Origin of the sequence: Noviherbaspirillum sp. ST9 (assembly GCF_048799745.1) — a bacterium.
In the GTDB taxonomy this organism is placed as follows: domain Bacteria; phylum Pseudomonadota; class Gammaproteobacteria; order Burkholderiales; family Burkholderiaceae_D; genus Noviherbaspirillum.
Window position 1 is genome coordinate 1 of record NZ_JBLWFR010000020.1, and the last position, 2086, is coordinate 2086.

The 2086-nt window shown below is 60.2% G+C and carries 2 protein-coding genes; both read left to right on the forward strand.

Annotated elements, in window-relative coordinates; translation table 11 throughout:
* Positions 1 to 558 (forward strand): methyl-accepting chemotaxis protein (locus ACNOHI_RS24440; RefSeq protein WP_420477332.1); only part of this gene is annotated, 558 nt, incomplete at its 5' end.
* A 212-nt stretch (positions 559 to 770) separates the two neighbouring features.
* Positions 771 to 2086: methyl-accepting chemotaxis protein (locus tag ACNOHI_RS24445; RefSeq protein ID WP_420477333.1), on the forward strand; the 1316-nt coding region annotated here is incomplete at its 3' end.

A 2086-nucleotide genomic window follows, 5' to 3' on the forward strand; every position in this document is an offset into this window, starting at 1 on the left:
GGCGAGCAGGGACGCGGCTTCGCCGTGGTGGCGGCGGAAGTGCGCAACCTGGCGCAACGTTCCGCCGGTGCGGCCAAGGAAATCAAGGAGCTGATCAGCGACTCGGTCGAGAAGGTCGATGCGGGCAGCAAGCTGGTGGACGAGGCGGGCAAGACGATGGACGAGATCGTGACGTCGGTCAAGCACGTGGCCGACATCATGAGCGAGATCACGGCCGCCAGCCAGGAACAGAGTTCCGGCATCGAAGAGGTCAACCGCGCCATCGCACAGATGGACGAAATGACACAGCAGAATGCCGCGCTGGTCGAACAGGCAGCGGCTGCCGCCGAAAGCATGCAGGAGCAATCGGTCAATCTCGCCCAAGCCGTCGGCGTATTCAAGCTCGGCGCATCGTCGGTGCAAATGGCTCCAGTCGTGGCCGTGTCCAAGCCAGCGGTTGAAAAAAAGGCTGCGGTATCGCGACCCGCGACATCGCGATCGCAGGTTGTCGCGGTCAAGCCGCCTTCAGTCCCGGTGGCTCGTAAGGGCGGAAGCAGCGATGAATGGGAAGAGTTCTAGGGCTGCGGTGGCAGCAAAATGCTAACGGTCTTATCGTGCATCAATAGTTCTTGCCACAATTTGGCGCATCTCGACGTTCAAGTCTTGGATTGCCGCGTTGCTTCGGAGTAATATGTTCGAGTAACTGCATAGCAGCAGATAAACCCATAAGACCGGTCGCTTTCCAGAGGTTGGCCGGTCGTTGTAAAAGCGGATTGAGTCGGGAGAATCATATGAATTTGCGCAGCTTGAAAATTGGCGCGCGACTTGGCGTCGGTTTCGGAATCATCCTTGCGATCCTTGCATTGATGGTCATCCTCGGGAATGCACTCACTACCCGGAACAAGCAACGACTGATCGAAGGGCTGGAACTCTCCAACACCAAAGGGGCGCTTGCGGGCACCATGAAGAGTTCCTTGCTGGAAGGCGGTGTCGCCATGCGCAACATCGGCCTGCAATCCGATGTCGGCGCCATGCAGAAGGAAGAAACGCGCGTCAAGGAACAAAACAAGCGCTATGCCGAGGCCCGCGACAAGCTCACGGCACTTGGCCTGACGGACGCGGAGAAAAAGGTCGTCGCAGAGATCTCGCGTCTCGACCAGGAGATTGCTGCACCGTTCAAGGAGGCGATCGGACAGGCGCTCGCATTTAACAGCGAGGGCGCCGCGAAAGTCATCGCCAGCCGCATTGACCCGCTGAACCATCAGGCCGTTGCTGAAATGGACAAACTGGTGGCGCTTCAGCAGGCCGCTTCGAAGGAAGTCCTGGAGGGCTCCCTGTCGGACGACAGCCGCCTGATGGTTTTGCTGTATGTTCTCGGCGTCGTTGCACTTGCCATCGGCGGCGTGTTCGCCTGGGTGATCACGCACAGCATTACCGGGCCGCTGAATGAAGCTGTCGCCGTTGCCAGCCGTGTCGCAACGGGCGACCTGTCATCCAGGATCGAGGACAGGAGCCGGGATGAAATCGGCCAGCTGTTGGATGCGCTGCGCCAGATGAACAACAGCCTTTCCGAAATCGTTGGCAATGTCCGGTCGGGTACGGAAAATATCAGTGTCGCCTCGGGCGAGATCGCACAGGGCAATGCAGACCTGTCGGCGCGTACGGAATCGCAGGCAAGCTCGCTCGAAGAAACGGCATCGTCGATGGAGGAACTGACGTCGACGGTGAAACAGAACGCGGAAAATGCGCGCCAGGCCAACCAGCTGGTCGTCTCGGCATCGGACGTCGCCATGCGGGGCGGCAATGTGGTGGGGCAGGTGGTGGAGACGATGGGCTCGATCAAGGAGAGCTCGCGCAAGATCGTGGACATCATTGGCGTAATCGACGGTATCGCCTTCCAGACCAACATCCTGGCGCTCAATGCAGCGGTGGAAGCGGCGCGCGCTGGCGAGCAGGGACGCGGCTTCGCCGTGGTGGCGGCGGAAGTGCGCAACCTGGCGCAACGTTCCGCCGGTGCGGCCAAGGAAATCAAGGAGCTGATCAGCGACTCGGTCGAGAAGGTCGATGCGGGCAGCAAGCTGGTGGACGAGGCGGGCAAGACGATGGA